Source organism: Pseudomonas sp. KH_050, from assembly GCF_057838875.1.
Genome location: NZ_CM174478.1, coordinates 2,734,458 through 2,756,894 on the forward strand (window position 1 = coordinate 2,734,458; position 22,437 = coordinate 2,756,894).

General features: G+C 55.7%; 14 protein-coding genes and 3 pseudogenes. 8 read left to right on the top strand and 9 right to left on the bottom strand.

From position 1 onward, the window contains the following. Window positions 1-2 precede the first annotated feature (2 nt). The 3 genes and pseudogenes from AC3IUA_RS12600 to AC3IUA_RS12610 all read right to left on the bottom strand — a co-directional run bounded on the left by AC3IUA_RS12600 (window position 3) and on the right by AC3IUA_RS12610 (window position 3,486). Window positions 3-767, bottom strand: coding sequence for a methyl-accepting chemotaxis protein (locus tag AC3IUA_RS12600; RefSeq protein WP_489362325.1), 765 nt, complete (start codon window positions 765-767; stop codon window positions 3-5). Window positions 768-860: 93 nt separating this feature from the next. After that, window positions 861-1,892: pseudogene (locus AC3IUA_RS12605) on the bottom strand (HAMP domain-containing protein); the annotation flags it as partial. Window positions 1,893-2,145: 253 nt separating this feature from the next. Beyond that, window positions 2,146-3,486, bottom strand: a complete 1,341-nt coding sequence (locus tag AC3IUA_RS12610; RefSeq protein WP_489361317.1) for an MFS transporter — start codon at window positions 3,484-3,486, stop codon at window positions 2,146-2,148. A 615-nt stretch (window positions 3,487-4,101) separates the two neighbouring features. Between AC3IUA_RS12610 and AC3IUA_RS12615 the strand changes: the two are divergent. Beyond that, window positions 4,102-4,461 (top strand): annotated as a pseudogene (locus tag AC3IUA_RS12615) (nucleotidyltransferase family protein); the annotation flags it as partial. 78 nt (window positions 4,462-4,539) lie between these two features. Beyond that, window positions 4,540-4,733: pseudogene (locus AC3IUA_RS12620) on the top strand (hypothetical protein); the annotation flags it as partial. 7 nt (window positions 4,734-4,740) lie between these two features. Here the strand turns inward: AC3IUA_RS12620 and AC3IUA_RS12625 are convergent. The 5 genes from AC3IUA_RS12625 to AC3IUA_RS12645 form a co-directional block, all read right to left on the bottom strand. Continuing rightward, window positions 4,741-5,679 carry a carbohydrate kinase family protein gene (locus AC3IUA_RS12625; protein WP_489361319.1) on the bottom strand — a complete coding sequence of 313 codons (939 nt, stop codon included), beginning with the start codon at window positions 5,677-5,679 and terminating at the stop codon, window positions 4,741-4,743. A 99-nt stretch (window positions 5,680-5,778) separates the two neighbouring features. Then, window positions 5,779-6,438 (bottom strand): nucleoside/nucleotide kinase family protein, encoded by a 660-nt coding sequence (locus AC3IUA_RS12630; protein WP_489361321.1) that lies wholly within the window; start codon window positions 6,436-6,438, stop codon window positions 5,779-5,781. 156 nt (window positions 6,439-6,594) lie between these two features. Continuing rightward, window positions 6,595-7,521: an ABC transporter substrate-binding protein gene (locus AC3IUA_RS12635; protein ID WP_489361322.1), complete on the bottom strand. Its 927-nt coding sequence runs from the start codon at window positions 7,519-7,521 to the stop codon at window positions 6,595-6,597. 50 nt (window positions 7,522-7,571) lie between these two features. Then, window positions 7,572-8,594, bottom strand: coding sequence for an ABC transporter permease subunit (locus tag AC3IUA_RS12640; RefSeq protein ID WP_489361323.1), 1,023 nt, complete (start codon window positions 8,592-8,594; stop codon window positions 7,572-7,574). Continuing rightward, window positions 8,591-10,150 carry a sugar ABC transporter ATP-binding protein gene (locus AC3IUA_RS12645; protein WP_489361325.1) on the bottom strand — a complete coding sequence of 520 codons (1,560 nt, stop codon included), beginning with the start codon at window positions 10,148-10,150 and terminating at the stop codon, window positions 8,591-8,593. The genes AC3IUA_RS12640 and AC3IUA_RS12645 overlap by 4 nt, the downstream gene beginning before the upstream one ends. Window positions 10,151-10,610: 460 nt before the next feature. Between AC3IUA_RS12645 and AC3IUA_RS12650 the strand changes: the two genes are divergently transcribed. The 4 genes from AC3IUA_RS12650 to AC3IUA_RS12665 all read left to right on the top strand — a co-directional run bounded on the left by AC3IUA_RS12650 (window position 10,611) and on the right by AC3IUA_RS12665 (window position 18,083). After that, window positions 10,611-11,621, top strand: coding sequence for a LacI family DNA-binding transcriptional regulator (locus AC3IUA_RS12650; RefSeq protein ID WP_489361326.1), 1,011 nt, complete (start codon window positions 10,611-10,613; stop codon window positions 11,619-11,621). 397 nt (window positions 11,622-12,018) lie between these two features. Continuing rightward, window positions 12,019-13,683 (top strand): glucose-6-phosphate isomerase, encoded by a 1,665-nt coding sequence (gene pgi / locus AC3IUA_RS12655; protein ID WP_489361328.1) that lies wholly within the window; start codon window positions 12,019-12,021, stop codon window positions 13,681-13,683. A gap of 248 nt (window positions 13,684-13,931) precedes the next feature. Further along, window positions 13,932-15,158 (top strand): maltoporin, encoded by a 1,227-nt coding sequence (locus AC3IUA_RS12660; RefSeq protein ID WP_489361330.1) that lies wholly within the window; start codon window positions 13,932-13,934, stop codon window positions 15,156-15,158. A 435-nt stretch (window positions 15,159-15,593) separates the two neighbouring features. Continuing rightward, window positions 15,594-18,083 carry an EAL domain-containing protein gene (locus AC3IUA_RS12665; protein ID WP_489361332.1) on the top strand — a complete coding sequence of 830 codons (2,490 nt, stop codon included), beginning with the start codon at window positions 15,594-15,596 and terminating at the stop codon, window positions 18,081-18,083. Between the two features lie 121 nt (window positions 18,084-18,204). On the opposite strand, the gene AC3IUA_RS12670 is transcribed toward AC3IUA_RS12665, so the two are convergent. Then, window positions 18,205-18,852 carry a TetR/AcrR family transcriptional regulator gene (locus AC3IUA_RS12670; RefSeq protein ID WP_489361333.1) on the bottom strand — a complete coding sequence of 216 codons (648 nt, stop codon included), beginning with the start codon at window positions 18,850-18,852 and terminating at the stop codon, window positions 18,205-18,207. 124 nt (window positions 18,853-18,976) lie between these two features. On the opposite strand from AC3IUA_RS12670, the gene AC3IUA_RS12675 reads away from it, so the two are divergent. Continuing rightward, entirely contained in the window at window positions 18,977-21,013 is a 2,037-nt protein-coding gene (locus AC3IUA_RS12675) for an oxidoreductase (protein WP_489361334.1), read from the top strand. A gap of 91 nt (window positions 21,014-21,104) precedes the next feature. Next, window positions 21,105-22,412, top strand: a complete 1,308-nt coding sequence (locus AC3IUA_RS12680) for a M24 family metallopeptidase (protein WP_489361336.1) — start codon at window positions 21,105-21,107, stop codon at window positions 22,410-22,412. Window positions 22,413-22,437 lie beyond the last annotated feature (25 nt).

Consider the following 22,437-nt stretch of genomic DNA (forward strand, 5'->3'; position numbering starts at 1 on the left):
GCTTAGATCCGGAAACTGCCAACCAATTGCTTCAGGCGCGCGGCCTGCTGCTCAAGGTCTGAACAGGCCCGCAAGGTCGACTGAAGGTTTTCCACGCCTTCCTGATTCAATGTGTTGATTTCGGTGATGTCCATGTTGATCGAGTCGACCACGGCGGTTTGCTCCTCGGTGGCGGTGGCCACCGACTGGTTCATGCCGTCGATTTCGCCGATGCGTAGGGTCACGCTGCTCAGCCGCTTGCCGGCGAGGTTGGCAATCTCCACGCTGTCCTGGCTGTGACGCTGGCTTTCACTCATGGTGCTGACCGATTCGCGGGCGCCCACTTGCAGCTCCTCGATCATGGTCTGCACTTGTTGCGCCGACTCCTGGGTCCGGTGCGCCAGGTTGCGCACTTCATCGGCAACCACCGCGAAACCTCGACCGGCCTCGCCGGCGCGGGCCGCTTCAATGGCCGCGTTGAGGGCCAGCAGGTTGGTCTGCTGGGAGATGCTGGTGATCACTTCGAGAATCTTCCCGATGTTCACGGTCTTGCTGTTGAGCGATTCGATGTGGGTACTGGAGACGCTGAGCAGGCTCGACAGTTGGTTCATTGCCGCGATACTGCGGTCCACCACTTGCTGACCGTCCTCGGCGAGGTGGCGGGCATCACTGGCCTGGTGCGAGGCGTGCGCTGCATTGCGGGCAATTTCCTGGGTTGCAGCGCCCAGTTGATTGATCGCGGTGGCAACGCTGCTGGTCCGGCTCGATTGTTCGTCGCTGTTGAGCATCGATGAGTTCGACGCACTGACCACGCGCAGTGCAACTTCGTTGACGTGCTCGGTGGCCGACGACACTTCGCGGATCGAGCCGTGAATACGTTCGACGAAACGGTTGAAGGCATTGCCGAGAATGCCGAACTCGTCCTGGCTCTGGATGCTCAGGCGACGGGTCAGGTCACCTTCGCCATCGGCGATGTCCTGCATGGCGCGGGTCATCACGTGCAACGGCTGGATCAGAAAGCGGATCAGCATGCCGAGCAAGGCGATGATGATCACCACCGCAATGATGGTGGCAATGATCGCTGAGGCGCGGAAGTCGTTGAGCATCGAGAACGCCTTGTCCTTGTCCACGGACAGGCCGATGTACCAGTTGACCGACGGCAGCCCCTTGATGTGGGTGAAGGTCATGATGCGCGTCATACCGTCGACTTCGACTTCACTGAAGTCGCCGCTGATCTGCGGGGTGTTTTGCGGATACGCCTCGCTCAGTGACTTCATCACCAGCATTTTGTCCGGGTGCACCAGGATCTTGCCGTCGGCGCTGACCAGGAAGGCATAGCCCATGCCGCCGAAGTTCAGCGCGTTGAGATTGTCAATCAGGGTTTGCAGGCTCAGGGCGCCCCCGACCACGCCAACGCTTTGCCCGGCTTTTTTCGACGCGCTGGCAATAGTGATAACTGTCTGGTGTGTCGCTGCTTCGACATAGGGTTCAGTCAGGGTGCTGCTGGCATTGTTTTCAGCGCTCTTGTACCAGGGGCGAGCGCGCGGGTCGAAGTCGTCAGGCATTTTCGCTTCAGGGCGGATAATGAAACTGCCGCTGGCGTCGCCCAGGAATGAAGACAAGAAGGTGGAGCTCAAGGCTTTTTGCTCGAGCAACCTGGCTGCGTTGGATTGTTCGGAGTTGAGGGCGATGTTCTGGGCGAGGTTTTCGATAAGCAGAATGCGTCCGGTCAACCAGATTTGAATGTTGTTGGCGGCAACGTTGCCCGTCTCATGCAGGTAATTGTCCAGGTTCTGGCGGATCGCATTGCGCTGAAAGTAGTCGTTGTACAGCGTGAACGAGGCAAGGGCGGCAATGACGATGAGGGCGGCGGCAAGCAGGATTTTATGGCTGAAGCGCAGATTTTTGTTCATGGCTTGTGGGTCCGCTAAGGTCTTGTTGCCCAGGGCGCGCTCTTAAGATCGGCAGGGACTATGTGTCGCAATGATTGGGGGGAGATGAAGCCGACTGCTATTTGTGGCAAGGCGTTCTTGAGCCGCTTTTTTCAGCAGCAAGCTCAAGGGGTGGACGCAGTCCTCGCTACGGGTTGCCACCAGGCAGTGATCGATCCAGAGAGGCTATCGATCACTGCCTGATGGTCGCTTTACAGGCGATCCAGGCCGCGTTTCAGTCCTGCAACGCCGCGTTGGCTGACGCCAGCGGTTGAGTTTTGGGCTGGCGTTGGTAAACGAAGCACATCGCTAATGCAGCAACGGCTCCCGGGATGGCGAAGACAATGAAGTTAAAGTGCAGTGGCAGTTGAATGCCGACCAGCACGCCCCCCAGGATCGGTCCCACTATCGCTCCGGTGCGTCCGATACCCGACGCCCAACCGAGGCCGGTCGAACGGATGTTCATCGGGTAGAACTGGGCAACCAAGGCCCACGCCAGAATCTGCGTACCAATGGTGCTTGCACCCGCTATTGCCACCAGCACGTAGAGGACTGCCGTAGGCGGGTGGAAGCCGAGCGAACTGATTGATACCGCTGCAATGACGAAGAACACCACTACCACATTGCGGAGTTTGAAACGGTCTCCAAGCCAACCGCCACTGATTGCGCCAACGATCGCACCGAGATTCAGCACCAACAGAAACATGATGCTTGATCCCAGTCCATAACCGGCATTAACCATCAGTTTCGGCAGCCAGGAGCCCAGCGCATAAATCATCAACAAACAGCAGAAACACGAGGTCCAGAGCAGTAGAGTGCTGATCGCGCGGCCCTCGCGAAACAGTTGTACCATTGGTGCTCCAGCATTTTTTTGCGTCGGTGTGCTGAAGTCGTCATTTGCCCGTGGGACAAAGCTTGGCTCAATACGTTGTATTACCTGACTCGCCTCGGTCGTGCGACCTTGACGCACGATGAATCCGACTGATTCGGGCAATGATCGATAAATGATCGGTAGCAGCAGCAATGGAATGGCTGCGACATAGAACAGTGATTGCCAACCGAAGTCTGGCAAGAGCACAACTCCCAGTCCTGCAGAGAGCATCCCGCCCACCGAGTAGCCGCTGAACATGATTGCCACCAGCGTGCTGCGAAGTTTCTTCGGAGCGTATTCGCTCATTAGCGCTACCGCATTGGGCATTACGCCGCCGATGGCAAATCCGGCGATAAAACGACAGATGCCGAACTGGGTAGGGTCTGTGCAAAATCCGGTCAGCGCGGTGAATACACTGAATAGCGCGATTCCGCCTACGATGATTGGTTTACGACCGATCTTATCCGCGAGAGGGCCCAGGATCAGCGCACCAAACATCATACCGAACAGCGCACAACTACCGAGTGAGCCTGCTTGTACGGGTGTCAAACCCCATTCTTGCATCAGCGCTGGCAGCACAACGCCGTAGATTACCAAATCGTAGCCGTCAAATATAAGGATCAGCGTGGTCCAAAACAGCACCCGCCAGTGGAAGGGATTGAAACGTGCCTCGTCTATCAATTTATTGATATCGATTTTTCGCATGGCATCTGACTCTTGTTGTTGTTTTTAGAAACCTGATCCTGAACCTGCGTGTGGCGACTGGCCGAGCGGCTCAGCCAAGAGCGTCTCCACTGGCCGGAAGGCTCATGCCGATAAAGTAAACATCTGGTTTGTAGTCAGGAAGAGCAGGGCGCATGCCTGCTCTTCGACGGTTATCTTTCGGTTTTGTGTGGTTTTCATCGTAAGGCCCTGTCGGAAGGTTCAGAACTCACTGCTATGTCGTTCCATGCTCGATAATCAATGATTTTAATCAGTATACTGACTATATGCATTGATCAAACTGATCCTTCAATCGACCCTGTAGACGTAGCGTGTCGCACAGGTAGCCTGTGCCATCAATCAACCGCCAATGCGCCAAATTAGATCAGTACACTGACGAAATGATCGTTGCAGATGCCGTGTGGATTGTCAAAGTATTTGGTCGGGGGGGAGAGCACTGAAAATCGGGCTTTACAGAGATAAACCCTGCGCCCTGATCTTGCTTGCGCCATGACCGACAGGTGCCAACCAAGACGGCGTACGAAGGCGGATCGATTCTCGCAACGACCTTTTCAGCGACCCTTGCAACGCTTCGCGGGAACCTCCAGGAGACAGACAATGTTGTTCACCGACGTCGTCATTGAACAGGCCCAGGAAGCGCTCGGCCCAAGCGCAAGGCGCTGCGTCACGGCTGTGGTACTGGCTGCGGGCCTGAGTCACCGGATGGGGCGCGAGAATAAATTGCTTCTGCCGATCTCTGGCGAGCCGCTCATCAGGTTCGTCGTACGTGCGGCGCTCCAGGCTCGCTGTCAAAGGGTCTTGGTGGTACTTGGGCATGAGGCGCCTGGTGTTCGTGGAGCACTGGTCGATCTTCCGGTCGAGTGTGTGTTCAATGAAGCTTTCGAAGAAGGCATCGGTTCGTCAGTACGGGTCGGCGCGAATAGCCCTGACTCTGTTCAGGAGCTCGCAATGGCACTCTCGGATATGACCGTTAGGCAAGCCCGAATCACCGGTAATGACTACACGCCAGGCGACGCGGATCGCGCATGCGTGGTTCGAACTCCCATATGGAAACCGTTTCAGGAGTCGTACTTGGCAAGAGGCTTCTCGAAACCCCGGGTTTTGGTGAGCCTTGCTCGGAAACTCTGCCGGGTGGCATTTGCCCTGATGGAAAATCAGAGCGAATACCAACCGGCGTGAAGTTGCAGGGTTGCCCGCAAAGACTGCAGTGCCCGCGCCACAGATTCTGACCAGATCTCAATCCAGCTGATGCCGATAAGGCAAGTCCGGCCCGGTCTTGCCGCAGGTCAGGGCGGCGGCGCTGACGGCGAAGCTGAGCATGCCGTCGATCTGTTCGCGGCTCAGGCGCTGCAAACCCTCCACCGAATCCAGCTGCTGTTCGGTCAGCCAGGCGATCAGTGCCGCCTGGAAAGTGTCGCCGGCACCGACGGTATCGGCCATCGCCACGGCACGGGCCGGCACCGACCAGGTGCCATGGCGGCGGCTGAACACGGTCGCGCCCTGGCCGCCACGGGTCAGGAAGACCAGCTGGCAGCGCTGTTCCAGCCAGCCTTCGATCACGCTCTGCGGATCGCGCTCGGGGTAGAGCAGGTTCAGGTCTTCGTCGCTGACCTTGATCAGGTCGGCATGCTCGACCAGCGCGCCGATGCGTTCGCGCCACCGTTCGATATTCGGCTCCGGGTTGAGTCGCACATTCGGGTCGAGGCTGATCAGGCGTTTGCCGCTTTCCCGGCGGACCAGAGCGAGCAGGGTGTCGGCAATCGGCTGCACCACCAGCGAGAACGAGCCGATATGCAACCCGCGCACCTCGGCGCCCAACTCAGGCAGATGCGCCGGCAGCAGTTGGCGATCGGCACAGCCTTCGCCGCGGAAGCTGTATTGCGGCGAGCCATGGGCGCCGACGGCGACCATTGCCAGGGTGGTCGGTGCATCGAAGTCCAGCAGGTAGTCCGGGCGCACGCCTTCATCCTTGAGCACCTGCTGCAAACGCCGGCCGAGGTAGTCGGTCGACAGCCCGGCGAATAGCGCCACATCGATGCCCAGGCGCCGCAGGCCGACGGCGACATTGAACGGCGAACCGCCGGCAATCGCCTTGTAGTTCACTTTTGAAGCCTGACCGCTGGCGTCGTTTTCACTGAAGAAATCGAACAGCGCTTCGCCACATACCAGATACATAGTCGTTCGCTCTTTAAAGGTTCGCTACACGTTGTTGATAGCGTTCGTAGGCCGGTTGATAGGCGGCCTCGCTTTGTTCGGTGCAGACCACCGGGGTGTTCATGATATCGAAGAGGGTTCTTCATCTCTGATCGTGAAGTCAGCGATGTTGCTGGCCGAAATCACAATGTCGGCATTCGGAAGGTCGTTGCGTCGAACTTTTTCATAGGAAGTAGACTCATCGAAACCCAATGATCGCCATCGATCAAGCAGTCGCGCTTCCAGGGTTTTTCGGTCAGCCTGCAGCATAATGGTGGCGTCAAAACAGTCTCTTAAAGACGACCATGGGGCGAGGTTTAATAGAAGGTAGTTTCCTTCCACGATGAGATATTTCACGTCAGAGGAAATCAATCGTCCTGCAGCACGGGATATCTCCAGGATTCGATCGAATACCGGAACGGCAACCGCGGGTTCGTTGTTCGCACGAAGCCGCAGCAACAGACTCCTGAAGCCACCCACATCGAATGTATCGGGAGAGCCCTTGCGATCCAACAGGTTCAAGGATCCAAGAACCGCGTCATCGTAATGAAAGCCATCCCCGGGAACGACAGCTGCGCTCCCCGGCATAACGCCATTAAGGGCCTCTACCAAGGCCTCGGATACAGTGGACTTGCCGGCACCAGGCGGCCCCGCCAGCGCAACGACAATTCGATTACCAGACAGAGACTTAACGTAGTCGAGTAGCTCTGTGCTTACTATTGTGTCTGCTTTGGTGAGCATGCCAAATCTCTCGTCAACAGGTGTCACTCAGGCTTCCCGTACCGAGCTACGTGGAGCCTGAATAACACGTGTGGATATATAGCTACAACAGGATCAACAGCCATTCCCCGCATTACAGATGGGGCTAGAGACCCCTATGTCATTTGACTCAACCGCTCAGTGGTCAGCCTGCCAGCCTTTGTAGTCCATGACATTAGTTCGGGTTACAAGTGAGGGTTTAAGCAGTACCGTTGTGCTTTCCAGGGGTTTGCCATTCAGCAGGTCATTACCCATCGTTACGGCCTGTTGTGCCTGGCCCCAAGGGGACTGAGAGGCAGATGCCTGGATCTGAGTATCGCTTTTGAGCGCAGTCTCTATATCGGGAGCCCCATCCACCGATGCGATAATGATGCCTTTGCGCTTGAGTTGTTTTGCTGCCAGGTCTGCACCTATGGCCTGGGGATCATTGATCGCGAACACCGCGTCGACTTTTGCAAAGCGAGTCAAGTCCGATTGCATCACGCTGTAGCCACCTTCGCGCGAGCCTTTGGCATCCTGATTATCAGACAGTACCTTGATATCGGGTGCCTGCGCGAAAACACTCTTACAGCCATTGACCCGGTCCAGGACTGCTGAAGTTTGCGTACCATTCTGGATAATAACGTTACCCTTGCCCCCCAGCTTTTCAGCTATGTACTGACAGACAATCCTGCCGGCTTCGACGTTATCTGTCTGTACCATGGCGTTGGCACCTTGCACCATAACATCTACTCCCACAACCACTATGCCTGCCTTCCTGGCTTTCGCAATCGCAGGCGCGATTGCCACGGGGTCGACCGCGTTGACAAGAATCAAGTCTACGCCCGAAGAAATGAAGTTATCGATCTGAGTGAACTGCTTGTTCAAATCGTAATCTGCCGACACTGAGATAAATTTTGCTGCTGGATTGATATGCAGTGCCTCGGCTTTGGCGCCATCTACCATTGCTACGAAATAAGGATTACCCAACGAGCCAACAGTTATCCCGACGGATTTCAACTCTCGCGCGTGTGCGGTGCTAAATGCCAGTAGTGTACAAACAGCGGTAAGTATTGTTTTTTTCATGAGAACTGTCTCTTATTATTGGAGTGCGGGGGGGTAATTTTATATATGATTCAGGTTCGTGCGCCTGACTGCCGAAAGCGATCGAGGGCTACCGCTCCGATGATGACAACACCTTTGATGATGTATTGCCAGATATCCGAAACTCCCAGCAATATCAGGCCATTGGAAAGTGTAGCGATAATCAGGGCACCAATTAGCGTACCGACAATGGTGCCGACACCTCCTGTAAAGCGTGTGCCTCCCAGGATAACGGCGGCGATAGCGTCGAGCTCATAAGACTGCCCCATTTGCAGTCCGTTAGCAGCCATCAGTCGAGCGGAAGTCATGATGGCCCCCACACCCGCCAACAAACCGGATAGGGCATAAACAAATAACAGGACTTTCCAGACCTTGATTCCCGACAACCGTGCGGCCTCAGGATTGCCGCCCACTGCGTAAATCTGTACGCCTAAAACCGTCCGTCGAAGAATAACCCACGAAAGAGTAACCACTACCAGCGCGATTACAACCAGCCATGGCACCCCGAACAACGTTTCGTTTCCAATATAAGCAAAGGATAGGTCGGGATTGAACACCGTTTTGTCTTCGCCGATGAGGCGTGCGATTCCACGCATCGCAGTCAATCCGCCTAGCGTGACTATAAACGCCGGTAGCTTCCCGAAAGCGACTAAAACACCATTGACGAGCCCTAGCAGCAGTCCGACTCCAAGCCCCGCAGCGATGGCCAGGGGAGCAAACCCCGGAACTTGCGAGACCAATAGCGCCACTACTGCGGAAACAGCCAGAATCGAACCCACCGAAAGGTCGATGCCACCTGTCAAAATCACGAAAGTCAGACCTGACGCCAACACCACATTGATAGAGGCTTGCTGACTGATGATTGAGAAATTCTGGACCGAGAAAAAGCTCTCGCTCATCAGGCTAAAGCCCACACAAAGGAGTAACAACACGGGCAGCATGCCCGCCACCCTCATTAGTTGGCGCATTTTATCCTGCGGGGTAACTCCGGCGATGCTTCGTACACCCGGTTTGGTGAAGTCACTTACTACTTTGCTTTGCAGTGGGGAAGTCATTGGACTAAGTCTCCGTTGGCTAGAGTCAACCTGTCGCTGCCTGTGGCAAACGCGATAATGGCTTCAGGTGTGATATCAAGACCGCTGTGGCCACCGAGTTCGGTGACAAGTTTACCTTCACACATGACCAATACACGGTCAGCAATGCCAACGACCTCTGGTAGTTCACTTGAAATCATCACTACACAAACGCCGGATGCGGCTAATGCATTGATGATTTTATATATTTCTGTTTTAGCCCCAATGTCGACACCCGATGTAGGCTCGTCGAGGAACAACACCCTGGGCTTCATCTCAAGCAGGCGAGCCAGCAAAACCTTTTGCTGGTTGCCTCCAGACAGCGCTCCGACATTGATATCTGAAGACGCTTTGATATTGAGTGCCTGGATTGCTTGTTCGGCGCGTCCAGTTCCGGCCGTTCGGTCGACAAAACCCGCCAATCGGGCATCACTTCCGAAAACACATACATTGATATTGTCGTGGACACTCATGTCGAGAAAAAGGCCCAGTGCTTTGCGGTCTTCTGTCAGGTAGGCGATGCCTGCATTACCTGCATCGCGAGGAGAGCGTATGACTACAACTTCGCCGTCCATTTCAATCTTTCCGCCGGAGTACGCATCGACACCTGCGATTAATCGGGCAAGTTCGGTTCTTCCAGAACCCACCAGTCCTGCAATCCCGAGAATTTCGCCGGCATACAGATCGAAACTGCAATCTTGAATCTTGAAACCGTCTGTAAGGTTGCGAACACGTAGTATCGGTTTCTCATAAGCGCACGAAGGACGCTCATGGGCGTAGAAACCGGAAACATCGCGGCCAACCATCATCCGGACCAAGGTTTCAGCTGACAGCGTGACGCGATCCAGCGAACCAACGTAATGACCGTCTCGGAGCACCGAAACAAAATCGGACAATGCGTATATCTCAGCCATTCGATGGCTGATATAGATGATTGCGACGCCATCATCACGCAGCTGGCGAATCAACGTAAAAAGACTTTCGGTTTCTTTTGAAGATAGCGGCGTTGTAGGTTCGTCCATCACCAGGATTCGCGTATCGGCATGAATTGCACGGGCGATTTCAACAAGTTGTTGGTCCGCAATCGACAGGGTGCCGACCAGCGCGTGCGGATCAAATGTGACGCCAAGCCGCTTTAGCACAACGTGTGCGCCTTCGGTCATGGCCTTGTGGTTTACAACCCCACATCGTCGAATCTCTCTACCCAGGTAGATGTTCTCCACCACGCTCATATTCGCGCACAAGCTGAGCTCTTGATAGATGACTGATATGCCATGGCGCCTGGCATCGTTCAGGCCATAGTTTCGAATATCACATCCATCGATTCGGATAGTGCCACTGTCGGCGATATAGGCCCCCGACAGTATTTTCATCAGAGTGGATTTTCCGGCGCCGTTTTCGCCCATTAGCGCGTGGATTTGTCCAGGGAAAATACTGAGGTCAATGTCATGCAGGACGCGCACTCCATTGAATGACTTCGAGATGGAACGCATTTCCAATAGGGCAAGAGGTGGACTTTCAGATCCAGTGCTCAGCATAGCGGTTCACTCCTTATCTACCGATTTGAGAAGCAGTTGAAACCTCTCATCGGTGTTCTTGTTCGAGAAACATAGCTGAAAGGAAAGCGCTTGCGCAAGCGCTTTCCTTTTCGTGCGGGGAAATGGGGTGAGGTTGGAAAAGCGCTTGCGCAAGCGCTTTCGTCTCGGCTATGCTTTTTCCAACAAGCGCTGCCGTGTCCCGTCAATCGGTTCGCAGGATGATCGCTACGATAATAAAAAGGAGTGCCCGGCTATGCTGCATAGCGGATTCCACCATCTCGATTCAGCCACTTCAGATGCGCTGCGCACCTCGCTGGGACTCTCACGAAGTGGCGGGCCCGTCCCGGCATCGATTCCGAGAGCCATCGACGCATTTTCTTGCCGTGAGCTTTACAATAGCTAGCCGCTGGACATGAGTTCAGCGCTATCCATCAATCACGTGAGAAAGGAGTGATGCACAGTGGGCGCAAAGATGAGCGATGTCGCGCGAGCCGCGAACGTATCAATGTCTACGGTATCTCATGTACTCAACGGTACTCGTAAAGTCCATCCTGACACCGTTCGTAACGTGAATCAGGCGGTAGAGTCCGTAGGCTATATTCGGAACTCACTCGCGCGGTCTCTGGCTCGTTCCTCTTCGGGTTCGGGTGCCATAGGTGTGGCGATTGCTACGCTGTCAAACTATTACTTCAGTGAAACAGTACGTGCCATCGAAGCGGCATGCGCGAAAAGCGGTTTGATGATGATACTCGTCAATACGCAAAGAGATCCGGAACAGGAACTCAAAGCGGTCAAAGCACTGCATGAGCGACGTGTTGACGGGATTGTTCTCGCCTCGGAATATGATCCGGAAAATCGAGTATTCAATTACTTGAAAGCCAACAAGATACCCACGGTTCTCATCGATCGACTGCTCTCGACGTCTTTCGATCAGGTCGGGGTAGAGAATAAGCATTCATCTCAAGAGTTGATTGCACACTTGATTAAATTGGGTCATCGGCGCATCGGGATGGTATCCGGACGATTGACTCAGTCTTCTTCTCTTGAGCGAATTGATGGCTACCGCGCGGCCTTGGCTGACGCAGGAATTCAGTACGAAGATCAATTGGTTTGCTGTGGTGAATCGGCGATTACGCCGGGAATGGAAGCCACTCGCCGTTTGCTATCGCTAGAGCACCCGCCCACCGCAATAATGACGGCAAACAACTTGATGACCATTGGTGCAATGCAGGCCCTTCGTGAAGCGGGGCTTGAGGTGCCAAAGGATATCGCGCTGGTTGGTTTTGACGATTTCGACTGGGCGGATGCTTTTAGCCCAAGACTGACAGTTGTAGCGCAACCTCTCGAGGAACTCGGAGCCCAGGCTGTGAAGCTTTTATTGAAGCGTATCAAGCAACCTGATGGGAGACGTCAGACTATTCGATTGAAACCCTCTTTAATCCAGCGAGATTCTTGCGGCGCTCCCAAATGACTGTACTCAGGGCTTCGTCCTGAGGATCTAGCGGTTGCAGACGTGAATTATTTGACTCTTGTCCACGTCTCGCCGCCCGGATAACGTTGAAACTACATGACTGGCACCTGGTTTCCATTTGTCGTGCACGCCTATCTATGCGTGCAGTGTTTTTTTTGCTTGAGCGACCGGCTTTCGGTTTTGTTTTCTTCAGGTTTCAATGATTTCGTTAAAGAAATAGATATTTATTTTTATCGCGATGGACAACGCTGACCTCGCGCAACGAAGTCCGATAATGGGTTGTAACTACACACCGCAGAGCTTATTCCTGTGAGGGTGCTTCTGCGTTTGCAGAATGACAAAACTTGAATCGTTTGATCGAGATGGCAGAAGCCGTATTGGCGAAGAGGGGCTGAGCATGAATAACTACAACAAAACGAATGATGTGACTGCACTACCGGCATGGCGCAATCTGCTCGACCATCGGGAGAGCATGAAAAATTTTAGTATGCGCGATGCCTTTCGAGATGACAGTAAACGTTTTCAAGACTTTTCCTTGGCGGGCTGCGGGCTTTTTCTGGATTACTCCAAAAACCTGATCACTCACGAGACGCGCTCATTGCTTGTAAACCTTGCTCGCGAGGCTGGGGTGGAACAGGCAGCGCATGCCATGTTCAGGGGGGAGAAAATCAACGGTTCCGAGGGGCGTCCTGTGCTGCATACCGCGTTGCGGCGACCAGTGGGGGAGCCGTTGATGGTCGATGGTCGCAACTTGATGCGCGATGTGCATGGTGCCCTGGCGCAGATGACTGACGTTGTGGGTCGTATCCATAGCCATCTGTGGCGTGGTTACAACGATAAGGTCATCACTGATGTCGTAAACATTGGTATTGGTGGCTCATTTCTGGGCCCGGAGCTTGTCTCTGAGGCACTCACGCCTTTCGCTCGGCATGGGGTGCGGTGCCATTATCTGGCTAACATCGATGGCAATGAATTCCGAGAGGTAACAGCCGAACTGAACGTAGAAACAACGCTGTTCATCATCTCCAGCAAAACCTTCGGTACTCTTGAAACCTTGAAGAACGCGCAAGCTTCTCGTAGCTGGTACCTGGCTAAGGGCGGGACGGAAGAAAAGCTATATCGCCACTTCATTGCTGTGACAAGCAATCGTCAGGCTGCGCTGGATTTCGGCATCCGTGAAGCAAACATTTTTCCTATGTGGGACTGGGTCGGTGGCCGTTACTCACTATGGTCTGCCATTGGCCTGCCGATTGCTCTGGCCATTGGCATCGCTAACTTCAAGGAACTGCTGTCCGGCGCGTACGCGATGGATCAACATTTCCTGAACGAACCATTGGAACAGAACCTTCCCGTTCTTTTAGCGGTACTTGGCGTTTGGTATCACAACTTTTGGGGGGCGCAAAGCTATGCGTTCTTGCCCTATGACCATAACCTGCGCAACTTCGTGAAGCATCTGCAGCAGATGGACATGGAGTCTAATGGCAAAAGTGTTCGGCATGACGGCACGTCAGTTTCCTGCACCACTGGCCCAGTAATCTGGGGCGGCGTGGGGTGTAACGGACAGCACGCTTACCACCAGTTGCTGCATCAGGGGACGCCTCTGATTCCAGCGGACTTCATTGTGCCTGTGGTCAGCCACAATCCAGTGGCCGATCATCAGGAATGGCTGTACGCCAATTGCTTGTCTCAAAGCCAGGCGCTGATGCGCGGCAAAACCCGCAGTGAAGCTGAGGCAGAGCTGAAAGCCAAAGGCCTTTCATCCAGTGAGGTTGAACGACTGGCGCCGCATAAGGTGATCCCCGGCAACCGGCCAAGCAATACGGTTGCTCTTGAGATCATCAATCCACATAGCCTGGGTGCGCTGATCGCCCTTTATGAGCACAAGGTCTTTGTCCAGGGCGTAATTTGGGGAGTCAATTCGTTTGATCAGTGGGGCGTGGAGCTGGGCAAGGAACTAGGCAACAGCGTCTATAGCCTCCTGACTCGCTATGACGCGGAACCGGCTGATGATTCCTCGACGCAGGGTCTTATAGATTTCTTCCGGGGACGTCATCGGGGTTAGAGCCTCATAAGATTGGGCGGGACGTGTTTATCTCAATCGTTAGCTCACCGTGGTCACTTTGCACTGGCAATGCCTGGATTTTTCTCATGCTTTTAGTTCAGGTAATGCGGTGCCTTTTTTATTCGATTCAACTGGGTATTTAACTTCCGGGAGCCGGTGCGTGGAGTTAGCTGCGTACCTGGATCAAAAGCATGCTGTTCGCGTTGTCGACCTTGTCCAATAAATATAACAAACAAAAGGTTTTATGAATGAACGTTAAAACTCTCAGCGTAGTTCTGGGTGCGTCCCTTGCTGTTTGCTTTTTGTCCGTTGACGCGTATTCAACAGACTTCAGTGGTTATTTCAGAACCGGAGTAGGGGATTCGACTCAAGGAGGGAAGCAGTCGTGTTTTCAGCTACCGGGCGCGCAATCCAAATATCGCCTTGGCAACGAATGTGAGCAATATCTGGAGCTGGATTTGCGTCAGGATCTGCTTTCACTGGACGACGGTTCGGTGGTCAGCGTGGAAGGCATGGCACAGTTTTATAATGAGTATGGCCATGCCCCAAAATTTGACGGGGAGCACGGCTATACGCGGATGAGTCAGCTCTACGCAGAGTGGAGCAAGATGCCGGCATTGAATGGTGGCTCGTTCTGGGCGGGCCGTCGTTACTACAACCGAAACGACATCAATATTTCCGACTACTTCTACTGGAACCAAAGCTCAACAGGCTTTGGGTTCGACCAGGTCGCGTTGGGAGATCGAAAGTACAGCTACGTGTTCTCACGCAAGGACAACGTCTTCCAAAAGGATTTTGTCACCCGTCATGATGTGACCGTCAGCGGATTCAACACAAATCCCGGTGGCGAGGTTCAGTTGGGCGTCAGCTATCTGGACAAGCCAAGCCGCAAGGATGCTCATCAGGGCTGGTCGGTGGTTGCCCAGCACAAGCAGGTCGCGTTTATGGGCGGAGTCAACAAGTTCGCTGTTCAATACGGCCGAGGGCCGGGCACCGCGTTGGGTTACACCGGTGATTCCACGTTGGATGAGAGCAACAAGAGCTGGCGGCTCGTGGAGTTTTTCGATTGGCAAATGACCCACGCTTTCAGCGGTCAGGTTGAATTGGTCTATCAAAAAGACACGCGCCCTGATGGGGATGATCAGAACTGGTTATCCATGGGTGTTCGGCCAATTTATGCGTTCACGGATCAGTTCAAGTTGATCACCGAAGTTGGGCGCGACCAGGTTGAAGCCGCAGACGGTACCCGAAAACTCACTAAGTACACCATCGCGCCGACCTGGTCACCGAAGGGCCCGGGATTCTGGGACAGGCCGGAAATTCGTCTGTACTACACCTACGCAACCTGGAACAAGGCTGCGCAACGCGCCGCCAGCTTGCAATCTCCGGGATCGGCTCTGTCTGATACCGGTGCGTTTGGTACAGACCTGCAAGGCTCCAACGTAGGGGTTCAGGTCGAGTATTGGTGGAAATAAACGCCCTGAATGCGCGGTGACCCTTCGGTTACTTGTACCCGTTTCTGAATGGCATTGTTCTTGCTCTCAATACATTTCAGGTCCAATGGCGGGCCAGTAATTCTATATAGACAAAGACGTCCCCACTCGTCCACACCCCTGCTGATGGCAGGCGGTGTGGCGGGTGAGGACGTTTTTTTTTGCCTTGCTTTTGGGGTGATCAAGACGCCTTGGAACAGGAGTGCAAGGCAAGAAAGAGCGCCTTTTCTACGCAAAATGACTGAGCGCTCGCCTTCAAAGAGGGCGATCGAAGGTTGATGGGGGCTAGTTCCACCGTAGTAGCCCTTCAAATGATGGAGCATCCAGAGGCCTGTACGCATGACAACTCACTCTCCGCTACTCGAGCCTCGCCCGAGGCACTTTTGGCGCCTCGGCCTCCAACAAATATTTGCCACGATGTTGATCGTCCTGGTCTTGATGGCGGCAGCCAATGTCGCGATCGTGCAGCTGATACTCACGCGTTTCGACAAGGTCGCGGAAACTATCAATGGAGCGGGCCGTCTACGTATGTTGAGTCAGAAAATCGCCTTCGAGCAGTTGGCCTCATTGCGCCCATCCAGTACCGGTGGTGGTATCGCAGCGACACTGGACGCCTATGAGCGCGACCTGGCCGCACTTGAGCACGGAGGCCAAGTCATACCGAGGCTGTCGCTCAAGATGCGGCCACTGCTCATGGCACTGCGCCGTGACTGGACGGCGTACCGCGAACAGGTGCAACGGCTGTATGGCAAACATGAGGCATCCATTGAGCACGATGCGCTGGCCGCTGAATCCACACGGCTTCTGGACAATGCCGAGGCGCTGGTTGCGACCCTCACCCTGGACAACCAACGGGCCCGGGCCCGCATGAAGCTACAGCTCTCTGTGTTATTTCTGGCCGAGCTGCTGATTTTTGCAACCCTTGTGTTCATCGTCCGTCGACGCATCCTCGCGCCGCTGCGTGAGCTGACTCAGCACCACCGGGAATTGGCCGCGGGGCATTACGCAAGCCACATGGCAATCAAGTCCAGCGACGAAATGGGCGACCTGGCGAGCGCGTTCAATTTCGCCTCGCGCACTATCGCCGAGCTGATGCTGCGCAACGCCCAAGACAACGCCACGCTCCAGCAGACGGCCTCGATGTTCCAGAGACTGGCGGAAAACGCCATCGTTGGCGTGTATATCGTCCAGGATGAGGCCTTTGTATTCGCCAACCAGCGCATGGCAGACATGTTCGGCTACGGCCGTGAGCAGATAACGACCTCGCTCAGCTTGTTAGACATCATCGATGAAAAAGACCATGAAGTTGCGAAAGCGCAGATCCAAAAGCGCCTGAACGGTGAGGTAAACACAGTCATTTACGAGGTGCGTGGGTGTAAGTCCAATGGCGCCAGGATCGATCTTGAAATATACGGCAACGTCATGGCGCTCAATGGCCGTCTCGCGACGGTCGGTGTCATGCTCGATGTCACCCAGCGCCACGAGACGCAAAACCAGCAGCGGCGCCACTATGTGGAGAGCTTGCAATATCAGGCGACCCACGATGAGTTGACCGGGCTGGCCAACCGCAAACTCTTTTTCGACTGCCTCAATCAGGCGACGGCCATGGCGCGCCGCTTCGGCAAGCTGGTGGCGGTGCTTCTATTGGATCTGAACCAATTCAAAATCATCAATGACAGCCTGGGGCATCCCACCGGCGACGACTTGCTTCGCGCAGTGGCAGGCCGCTTACAGGCACTGATGCGGGGAACCGACACCGTTGCGCGTCTGGGGGGCGATGAGTTCGTCGTCTTGCTGCCCAACATGACCGCACCAGAGGAGGTCGCCCATGTCGCGCAAAAGATCCTCGACGCGCTGGCTGCGCCCTTTACCATCCAGAACCGGGAGATCCAGATCAGTGCCAGCACAGGTATCAGCCTCTACCCGCAGGATGGCGAGGAGCATGAGCTTCTCAAGAGCGCCGACCTGGCGATGTACAAGGCCAAGCAGGATGGCGGCAGTAAGTTCCAGTTCTATTCGACGGAAATGGATAGCCATAACCGGCGCCACATGGAACTCGTGGCCGAGCTGCGCCATGCACTTGAGCGCAGCGAGCTGACGCTGGCGTACCAACCCAAGTGGGATCTGTGCACACAGCAGATCAAGGGGGCGGAAGCCCTGCTGCGCTGGCAGCATCCGCGCCTGGGCAATATCTCTCCGACAGAATTCATTCCGCTGGCGGAGGAGGCTGGTCTGATCATTCCAATCGGCGAATGGGTCATGCATACCGCCTGCGCACAGAACCGGGCTTGGCAGGATGCAGGTTTGCCTGCCTTTGCCATCTCCATCAACCTTTCCGCCAGGCAATTCCACGGCGATGATCTGATCGATCTCGTCAATCGCGTACTTGAGCACACCGGGCTGGATGGCAAGTACCTCGACCTGGAGCTGACCGAGAGTGTGCTGGTGCAGAACCTTGATTCGACTGCAGCGGTGCTTGCCAGGCTCAAGAAGGCCGGTGTAGAGCTATCCATGGACGATTTCGGCACCGGCTACTCTTCACTGAGCTACCTGATGCGCTTGCCATTCGACACCCTCAAGCTTGATCGCTCGTTTATCAGCAATCTCGCTACGCTGCCCGGTGCTCGAACCCTTACCCTGGCAATCATCACCCTGGCACACAATCTGGGGTTGAAAGTCGTTGCCGAGGGCATTGAGACGCAAGAGCAGCTTGGCTTCTTGCGCAGCAGTGGTTGTGATCAGGGCCAGGGTTATTACTTCAGCCGCCCCTTGCCAGCGGAGGTTTTTTTCCAGTACGCCATGCACCGGATTTTCCCGTTCGATCTGCCTCCTGCCAGGCCTGCAGGCCTCATGCAACAGCTAACGACCGGCAGCCCTGCGCATAAGCAGCATTTTGTGAATATCTGAACCGCCCAATCCGGAGCGCATCCCTGAAAAAACCGGTTTCTGATCGCAAGAGAGGTGCGCCGCGGCACCTGGAGCAGAGGTTATCGGCATGGTGAATGGACACTCCTTCATCTCAAGCCGCCTAGCGCGGCAAATCTGCAGCAGAAAAACCGTTGCGCTGATAGAACCGCTCCAGTTCACGGGGCTCGGGCTCTACACCGGTGAATATCTTCAGATACTCGGGGATGTAGCGCATCCTCTGGGCCACCGGCTCCCGGGTTTTCATGCTGATGTAGCCAATCTGCGTCAGGTATATCGAGCGTGCGCGGGTCACGGCAGCGTCGTGTTCGAAACCAAAGCGGTCGAACATCTCGGTCAAGGCCTGGACGCGTTGTGAGTCAGCCTGGCCGATTTCCTCAGCCACCTCCGGGGATTGAAGTGCCCAGCTGCGCATGGCGAACTCGAATTGCGAGTCGAACAGATCACTGTTCAGCCAGCAATCGAAGACGTTGAGAATCGCTTCTGTAATGGATTCGGCATAGGCCTGGGACTTTGACACCAGATTGAAGGTGTTCTTGTTTTTCCAGAGGGCTATCAGCGCCTCGAGCAAGGCTTCCCGATCCTGGAAATACCAGTAGAAGCTTGTCCGCGAAAGATTGAGCTTCTTGGCCAGCGGCATCACCCTCACGGCATCAACCCCCGACTCCGTCAGGCTTTCGTAGGCCGCGTTAAGCCAGCCTTCCAGAGAGCCACGGCCCGCCAGTTCTGGGCTATTCGTCGTTGCTTTCATTGGCGCATTTCCCACGTTCGTTTTACCTTTTCAGGTGACAATATACACTGGTGTCAAGCTTATTGACACTGGTGTACATCGGGTCTATCGTCCATTTGCCTGATGACCTGCATGCGAGACCGATATGAATAACGATCCGCTTCTTCAGCCTTATCGCCTCAAGCACTTGACGCTGCGCAACCGCATCATGACCACCTCCCATGAGCCCGCGTATCCCGAAGACGGGATGCCCAAGAAATTGTATCGGGCCTACCACGTTGAGCGTGCCAAGGCCGGTGTGGCAATGACCATGACCGCAGGGTCGGCGGCTATATCCAGGGACAGCCCGCCCGTTTTCAACAATATTCTGGCTTACAAAGACGAAGTGGTCGGATGGATGAAGGACCTCACCGACGAATGTCATGAACATGGCGCGGCGGTCATGATCCAGCTCACCCACCTGGGCCGGCGCACGCGCTGGGATAAGGGTGACTGGCTGCCGGTGGTGTCGCCTTCGCATAATCAGGAACCTGCGCACCGAGCCTTCCCCAAGAAACTCGAACTCTGGGATATCGAGCGGATCATCGTTGACTACGCCGATGCCGCAGAACGCATGAAAGCGGCGGGGCTGGATGGTATCGAGCTGCAGGCCTACGGCCACCTGATGGATCAGTTCTGGTCACCGCTGACCAACGAACTTGAAGGGCCTTACGGGGGATCGCTGCACAATCGCCTGCGCTTCACCTTTGACGTACTGACCGCGATTCGCCAACGCGTGGGCCCGGAGTTTATCGTTGGCATCAGGTACACGGGTGATGAAGTCCTCGCCGGCGGCCTGCAAAAAGAGGAGGGGTTGCACATCTCGCAGCTGTTGAAAGACAGCGGCATGGTTGACTTCCTCAACGTGATTCGCGGCAACATCGCCACTGATGCCGGCCTCACCGACATTATCCCGATCCAGGGCATGCGCAACGCTCCCCATCTGGACTTCGCCGGCGAAATTCGCGCACTGACCGGCTTCCCGACCTTTCACGCGGCGAAGATTCCCGACGTCGCCACCGCCCGCCACGCGATTGCTTCCGGCCTGGTGGACATGGTCGGCATGACCCGGGCGCACATGACCGACCCACACATCGTGCGGAAAATTATCGAAGGCCGGGAGGATGAGATTCGTCCTTGCGTCGGCGCCAACTACTGTCTGGACCGTATCTATAACGCCGGTGCCGCCTATTGCATCCACAACGCGGCGACGGGCCGTGAAACGACGATGCCCCATGAAGTTCCCAAAGCCTCGGTGAAGCGAAAAATCGTCATAGTCGGCGCCGGCCCAGGCGGGTTGGAGGCAGCCCGTGTGGCTGGCGAACGTGGTCATGAGGTGGTGGTGTTTGAAGCGGCGAACCAGCCCGGTGGGCAGATTCGCCTGACCGCTCAATCCGAGCGCCGCAAGGAGATGATCAGCATCATTGACTGGCGCATGGCGCAGTGCGAACGGCTTGGCGTCAAGTTCCACTTCAACACCTGGGCCGATGCACCGACCATTCTCGACGAGAATGCCGATGTGGTGATTGTCGCCACGGGCGGACTGCCCCACACCGAAGTGCTGCAGCGCGGTAATCAGTGGCTGGTATCGAGCTGGGACATTATTTCCGGCGACGTAAAGCCTGGGCGCAACGTGCTGATCTACGACGACGCCGGCGATCACGCAGGCCTGCAGGCCGCGGAGTTCATCGCCCGCAGCGGCGCCAGGACCGAAATCATGACCCCCGACCGGTCGTTCGCGCCGGAGGTGATGGGCATGAACCTGGTGCCCTACATGCGCTCGCTGCAACAGCTCGACACCACCTTCACCGTCACTTATCGACTCAAGGCCGTCGACCAGGAAGGTGGCCAGCTGTTGGCAACCATCGGCACCGACTACAGCAACCTGGAGAAAACCCGCGTGGTCGATCAAGTCGTGGTCAACCATGGCACCCGGCCCCTGGACGAATTGTATTTTGAGCTCAAGCCGCTGGCCAGCAATGAGGGCAGCGTGCAGTACATGGACCTGATTGTGGGCAAGCCGCAATCCGTGGCGACTAACCCGCAGGGGCGTTTCCAGTTGTTCCGAATCGGCGATGCGGTGTCATCACGCAATACCCACGCGGCGATTTACGACGCGCTTCGCCTGGTCAAGGATCTCTAGCCGTCAGCTGTTTCGAGCCTTTAGTCACTGCCCTGAAAGTTGGTTCGATTGGTTTTGATTAACGTCAAACTCTTCCCAGCGAGGTTGCTGCATGCAAACGGGTTCTGAATCCACCGAGTCGCTCACTGCTTTAGCCGAAACACAGCTGCGTTTTCGCAGCGATGCAATCGTCACCGGACATGCACTGGCACCGGTCGACAGGGGATTGCTGGACGCCTATGCGGCTATCGATCGCCCAGCTCTGCGCCACTACCGGCTGGAGCGCATTCGCCAGCAACTGCGCGAGCAGGATTACGCCGGTATCCTGCTGGCCGACCCGATTAACATTCGCTACGCCACCGACACCAATAACCTCGGTTTGTGGGTGATGCACTCACCCAGCCGATATGTGTTCGTGGCCACCGACGGGCCGGTGGTGCTTTTTGAATTTACCAGCAGCCGGCATAACAGCGAGCACGTTGAAACCATCGATGAAATTCGCCCGGCCATCCCTTGGGTGTACTTTTTGGCCGGCCCGCGGGTGCAGGAAAAAGCCGAGCGCTGGGCCCGGGAAGTGGCGCAGCTGATGACCCTCCATGGCGCCGGCAATCGCCGCCTGGCGGTGGATCGATGCGATCCCTGGGGCGCGGAAAAACTCAAGGACAAGGGCATCCAGTTGTTCGATGCGCAGCCGCTGATGGAGCAGGCACGCTTGATCAAATCGAAAGAAGAGATCGTCAGCCACCGCGTGTCAATGGACGTCTGCGATCTGGCGATTGCCCGGATGCGCGCCAGCCTGGTGCCGGGGATCACCGAAAACCAGCTGTGGAGCATCATGCATGGCACCAATGTCGCCCATGGCGGGGAGTGGGCGGAGAGCCGCTTGCTGAACTCTGGCCCGCGGACCAACCCGTGGTTCCAGGATGCCTCGGACAAGGTCATCGAGGCCGGCGAAATGGTCTGTTTCGACACCGACATGGTCGGGCCTGGCGGCTACCTCTCGGACATTTCACGCAGCTATGTCTGCCCCGGCAAGGCGCCGACGGCCGCCCAGCGCGACTTGCTGGAGATCGCTTCGCAGCAGGTTAACTACAACGTCGAACTGCTGCGTCCCGGGCTGTCTTTTCGTCAGTTTGCCGAGCGCTGCTGGCCGGTGCCCAAGCAGTACGAGCACAACCGTTACATGATGATGCTGCATGGCGTTGGCTTGGTGGATGAGTACCCGAGCGTGGCCTACGCCGTGGACTTTTCCGAGTGGGGCTACGACGGCCACTTCGAGGCGAACATGGTGGTCTCGGTGGAAAGTTACATCGGTGAGCAAGGCGGCCGTGAAGGCGTGAAGCTGGAAGAGCAGGTGCTGATTACCGCCAATGGAGCGATCAAACTTTCGCGTACACCTTTAGTCGACGGCGATCGATAACAGTGGTTGTTGCCTGATTCTTGCA